Origin of the sequence: Lentilactobacillus sp. (assembly GCF_040773105.1) — a bacterium.
Lineage (GTDB): Bacteria > Bacillota > Bacilli > Lactobacillales > Lactobacillaceae > Lentilactobacillus > Lentilactobacillus parabuchneri.
Genome location: NZ_JAXGWW010000200.1, coordinates 1 through 3,892, shown reverse-complemented (window position 1 = coordinate 3,892; position 3,892 = coordinate 1). Strand labels below are relative to the sequence as shown.

The following is a 3,892-nucleotide window of genomic DNA, read 5'->3' as shown; positions in this document are numbered from 1 at the left end:
GCTTTTTTCTAATTCCTGGTAACGGGGATCAATCCCTTCAATAATCTTTCGTGACGCCCGATTAACGTCATTGATAATGGTCATCTGTTGCCCGAATTGACGTTCATCAAGTTTCTGTAAGTGATCTGTCCACGCGCTAATATAAGGAACTGCCTCTCGTTCCACATTAATTCCACAATGCTTCATAACTACTGCACTAGTGAGTTCTGCTTGTAGCTCAGCAATTGGTCGACTCACCTTATCTGCTCGATGTTCCAACAACGCATGGCCCATTTCGTGCAGCCGAACTTTCAGCTTTTCACTGTCTGGCAAGCCTGACTGAATGACAATTGCTTTTTCATCAGGTACATAGTAGCCCTTCGCTACTGATTTACTGTTCAAGTGGGGCCGTTCTTGAATCGTAACTCCTTGGCTTTGGGCAAATTCATCAACCGCCTGGGTCAGTTCAGCAATGTTTTCTGGATTGCTTGGAAACTCATAAGGTCGGTTGGGATAAATCTTTGGATAATCAGCTGCTTTCATCGTCGTTTGGGTAACATCAAAAACCGTGACTAGCCGATACCCCTTAATCAACTCCTTGGTCGGTAGCTGATGCTTGTTGGCAGCTTGCTTTTGTTCACTGGTCACTTGATTCAATGGTACCCAGTCATCACTGATTTTAACGTGCTTGACCATATTAGGGGCGAAGATCTTAATGCCATGTTGGCCCTTTTGAACCTTGGCCCCCATCTGTTTAAACTTCGTGAATCCCGCGACCGCCAAGGCCCCTGCTTTTTGTCCCTTAATGAGCACTTGATTATGAAACGAATACTGCGGAAATCGGGCCATGAAATCAGTCATTTCTAGCAAATCTTCTGGTGTTCGCGTCATCTTCCGCGCCGCTGCCAACACTTGTTTGGAGTATTGCGCAATTTCCTTTCGACGTCTATCCGTATAGCTTTCTTTTGGAGTATCTTTTGCTACTGGTTTCGGTGTGTCTGCTGGTGTTGACTGCTTCGTAGGTTGTTCGTCTTGAATCTTAGTCTCAGATGCCGAATTAAAAAAATGATCGAGACTAATCAACTGTTGTAGCTTCTGATCGGCCTTCAAGTCATCGTTCCAATCTTTTTCGTGGGGAATGGCGACGTTCACTTTGACCTGACCGTTATCACCTTGAATGCCGGCTTCCTTAAACTGTTGAATGAATCGGCGGCCGGCATCATCGTTATCAGTAGCCAACACCAGTTCTTTCAATTGACCACCCGGCGCGTAAATCCGCTCCGCAATCATGTTCGAAAACACTCCCGTTTTCTCAACTCCACCCAAGGACACGATCAGAGTCGGCTCTTGAGCATTAAATAGCCGGCTATAAGACATGGCGTCAATCGGTGACTCACAAATTATCGCACGGGTTGGCGTACCCTCGCCCACCACTTGCGTCCATCCGAAGTCGTGCGCACTGTGCCGCGCAATGCCTTTAAAATAGTGTCGTCCCTGGTGTGCGTCTTTCATATAGGTTGTGCCTTGTAGATCAGCCCCAACAACTTTGTCGCCCTGATACCAGGGAAAAACAAGGTTATGGTGTTGGGTATCTTCCATGATTTGTCCCTGTTTCACTAACTGATCCACCAATTTTGCTGGAATTTTACGTGTCTTAACTAAGTAGTCCCGGCACTTCGTGGACAATTGCTTTTCGGCGTGGAGTGCCGCCAAATCAAACGGCTGTGACTCAACTGTCGCCGGTCGATTAACCCGGCGACTTTGTGGATTAGCTTGCTGAAAATCGGCTAATCTTTTTTTAGCCTCTGTTGGTGTTAGATCATCGTGTTCGGCAATGAACTCCGGTAAATGGCCCCACACTCCCGTGGAAAAACGGTTAAAGTAATCTTTATTTAAATTCACCCGCATAGAGTCCCGATCAGTCGGCCAAATCCAATGACCACTTTTTTCATAGGTTATGCCCGCCCAATCCATATAGTCTTGAATCTCAGACATGTGGGTCATCACCCTTCACCGTTGGCTTTGTTGCTGCTTCCGGTTTGGTCATCAACGAGTCAATAACTTGCTTGAAGTCATTTAGAGAGTCGATGTCCATTTTTTCAATCGCATACAAGCCAATTTCTTGTGCCAGCTTTTTCTTTGCTGCTTGATATTCAGCGTTAGCCCGCCGTAGCTTTGCCAACTTAGATTCCAAATTCGTTGCCATTAGCCCACCTCCTCAGTCTTTGTGAGAAAGAATAAACGAAACCCTGTCAGAAAAGAGAAAGCGCACGTCGGAAAAAATAATAAAAAGAAACAATTTTTAGCCAAAACTCCAAAAAAGCGCATAATGAAACATGTTAAAAGCTTTTCTCCTCGTTAAGCTTCTAAATCAAAACTGATACTCCAGTAGAATATTGGCAATAAAAAAGCACTACAGACGCTTGTTTCAAGCGGTTGTAGTGCTTTTTTATCTTCTCATTTCTCTATTTTGTTCTTGTTCACGCTCGTAGTCTTCTTGTCGTTCGGCTTCTAAACGCTGGTCTAACGAGTGTTGTTCATCTTGCGCAGTCCTTTCCAGTTGCGCATTACTTCGTCGTAATTCGCTAATAGTGGTTTTCATTTCCCCACTCAAGTGGCTTCGCAGTTTATGCCGGATTGTCCGGGTCGGTAGTCGTTTAAGCTGATCTTCCTGAATTTCTCCTGATCGCGTTGGCTGCGTAAACGCTCGAATTGTGGAGCTAGCTTGTTCTGATAATTTATTTAATTGCTGATACTGCGGTCGTTTGTCTAGCTTTGATCCCGCTTGTAGATTCAATTGCCGCTTTAGCTTGAGCACCTTCATTTGAGCTCGCAGACTCTTTTTAATTTGATGCTTCGTCAACGGAACTTGATACACGTCTTTTAACAGACTATGCGAATGAACTTGATCAACTGACCTCAACTCAACTTCTAAGCGCTTCATCAATCGATCGTAAGTTGCACCAGAGACTTTCCCAACTTGTAAGTTGACCGGATCGTCGTATGCTTCTGCGCCCACATTATTTGTCTTTAAACAGTGTTCAAAATCAGCTAAAAATAATTGTTGTTGTGCCAGAAAGGCTCGATCACCAGTGGTCAAACTCGGACTAGCGTTCAAATCTTTTTCTAGCATACCCTGTAAGCGGTCTGATTCAGATTGAATACCTGCCAGCTTCAAACTGCGATTCTGTAATTTATAACCCACTTTACGCGTAATGAGTTCTCGCTTTAACAACCGATGTTGCGTGTCCGTTAACTTTTCCTGATCAAGCTGCCGCCGTAATTCATTAATTTTAAGTCGATTATCCGCCATTAACTCGGGGGTGACTTGCTGCGTCAGACTTTTAACCGAAAGCTGAAATCGATCCTCGTGCCGAATGGTTTTAAACAATTCGTTGATCAACCGGTCTTCTAATTTTTTAGTCTTGCCTGGTGCCGTGTCTTTAGCCTGCTGACCATATAACTGACGATTCAAGTGGCTCTCACATACCAGTTCCGCCTGAAATGTTTTAAATTCTGGCTCATGAATTAAATACTGTTGGACATAAGTTCGCGCTTCTTTAATTGCTGCTTGCATCGCAGGTGTTTGATCATGACTAGCGTACCATTTCCGTTTATCTCTTGGGAGCTTCAGGAAAATCTGCTGTAGAAGCTGATCATCTGGCGACATTTTTTTAATTAAGTCTTTGCGATGACTGGCAATCTGAACTTGTAAATTTCTGATTCGTTCTTGTTCTTGTGTGTTACCTAAACGAATCAGCTGCCGTGTAAACGTTGACTTAAACCGCTGAATAGAAACGCCATTAAGCTTACCGGCGTATTCACCAGCATGTGGCCCGCGTTGAATTTTCCGGCGCGTTGACTGTAATTCCGACAGCCCCAAGTGAACATGAATGTGGTTGGTATCAAATTG

The 3,892-nt window shown here is 44.4% G+C and carries 3 protein-coding genes; all 3 read right to left on the bottom strand.

All coding sequences use genetic code 11. From position 1 onward, the window contains the following. A partial coding sequence (locus AB3112_RS09245) for a toprim domain-containing protein (RefSeq protein WP_367334357.1) occupies nt 1-1,974 on the bottom strand: 1,974 nt, incomplete at its 3' end. Beyond that, complete coding sequence (locus tag AB3112_RS09240; protein WP_367334356.1) at nt 1,967-2,185, bottom strand: hypothetical protein; 219 nt, start codon at nt 2,183-2,185, stop codon at nt 1,967-1,969. The genes AB3112_RS09240 and AB3112_RS09245, both read right to left, overlap by 8 nt. A gap of 243 nt (nt 2,186-2,428) precedes the next feature. Then, nucleotides 2,429-3,892: relaxase MobL (gene mobL / locus AB3112_RS09235; RefSeq protein ID WP_367334355.1), on the bottom strand; the 1,464-nt coding region annotated here is incomplete at its 5' end.